This window comes from Actinomycetota bacterium, assembly GCA_030682655.1.
GTDB lineage: Bacteria > Actinomycetota > Coriobacteriia > Anaerosomatales > JAUXNU01 > JAUXNU01.
In genome coordinates this window covers 1-1440 of sequence record JAUXNU010000198.1, presented here as the reverse complement: position 1 = coordinate 1440, position 1440 = coordinate 1, and the positions used below count along the sequence as shown (strand labels likewise).

At 64.0% G+C, this 1440-nt stretch carries 2 protein-coding genes; both read left to right on the top strand.

Annotation, left to right across the window (positions count from 1 at the left end; genetic code table 11):
- The first annotated feature begins 252 nt into the window (after positions 1-252).
- Positions 253-552, top strand: a complete 300-nt coding sequence (locus Q8K99_12830; GenBank protein MDP2183440.1) for a hypothetical protein — start codon at positions 253-255, stop codon at positions 550-552.
- 123 nt (positions 553-675) lie between these two features.
- Positions 676-1440 (top strand): glycosyltransferase family 2 protein (locus Q8K99_12825; protein MDP2183439.1); only part of this gene is annotated, 765 nt, incomplete at its 3' end.

The window sequence follows — 1440 nt, the reverse complement described above, 5'->3', positions numbered from 1 at the left end:
GTTCGGTATGTACACAAGGGTGGGCGGTCGCGCGGGCATGTTGACACGCCAGTCCTGCGTGACGTTCACGACTGCGGAAGCGCGTGCGATAGTTCGCATCGCCGTCGCGTGGAGCACTGGCCTCAGCGTTTGTCCGAGCGGGAAGGGGTAGCCCCAGGCTGCGTCTGCACGGGGGTCCCCGTGCGCTGTGACGATTGTGGAGCAACCGCTCCAATTCGACGCCGCGGCGCCATTGTGAAGGAGGCCCTGGCCTTGGACGACATCCGGTGCGAACCGTCGGAGCTCGGACTCCACCTCGCGGATCCATGGCCCGAAACCTCGCAGCACCTGACCGCGCCCCCGCATCGGAAGGCGAAGCACCGGCCATCCATACGAGTCGTCCAGGTGCCGCTCCATCCCGGCATGGTGTGGCGCGATCACGTGGACGTGCGCTCCCAGCTCGAGCAGACCGCCGACGAGCCGGACGGTCGCGTGCTGGACACCGCCCTCTGGGCGGCCGTTCTGGGCGAGGTCGGCGAGTATCGCGACGCGCACGAGGTTCCTTCCCGGTGAGGTGCATTCCCGATGATAGAGGAAGAGGGCGCAGCGGCACCACGGAGGAAGGTCCGACCGTCATGCTTGTGTATACTCGCAGGGTCTGGGCGCTTTCACGTGGTAAGTCCCGAAGGGAAACGCATGTTCGGTGGCAAGCGAGTCGGTGTGGTCGTTCCGTGCTACAACGAGGAGCGGCTCATCGGCACTGTCATTCGCACGATGCCTGAGTACGTCGATCGCATCATCGTGGTCGACGACATGTCGAGCGACGGCACTGTCGGCTCCGCCGAGGCGCTCATCGAGGAGATGCCCGGGCGGCTGCGCGTCATACGCCACCAGGAGAACGGCGGGGTCGGCAAGGCGATCACCACCGGCTACAGGGTGGCGGTCGAGGAGAAGATCGACGTCACAGTGGTCATGGCGGGCGATGCGCAGATGGATCCGGAGGACCTGCCTGCGCTTCTCGAGCCCGTGACCTCGGGAGCGTGCGACTACTCGAAGGGTAACCGCCTGTTCACCGGAGATGCGTGGAAGATCATCCCCCGCCATCGGTACCTGGGGAACGCCGCTCTTTCACTCATGACCAAGATCGCGTCGGGCTACTGGCATGTCGCCGACTCTCAAACCGGCTACACTGCCGTGAGTCTCGCGGCTCTTGAGACGATCGAGCTCGACAATCTCTACCCCCGATATGGCTTTCCCAACGACATGCTCGTCCATCTCAACATCTACGGCTTCCGCGTGCGTGACGTTCCCATTCGCCCCGTGTACGGCGTGGGCGAGAGGAGCGACATCCAGCTCTGGAAGGTGGTTCCCACCCTGTCCTGGTTGCTGTTCAAGCGCTTCTGGTACCGCATGTTCCAGAAGTACGTCATCCGCGACACCCACCCACTCGTCTTGTTCTAC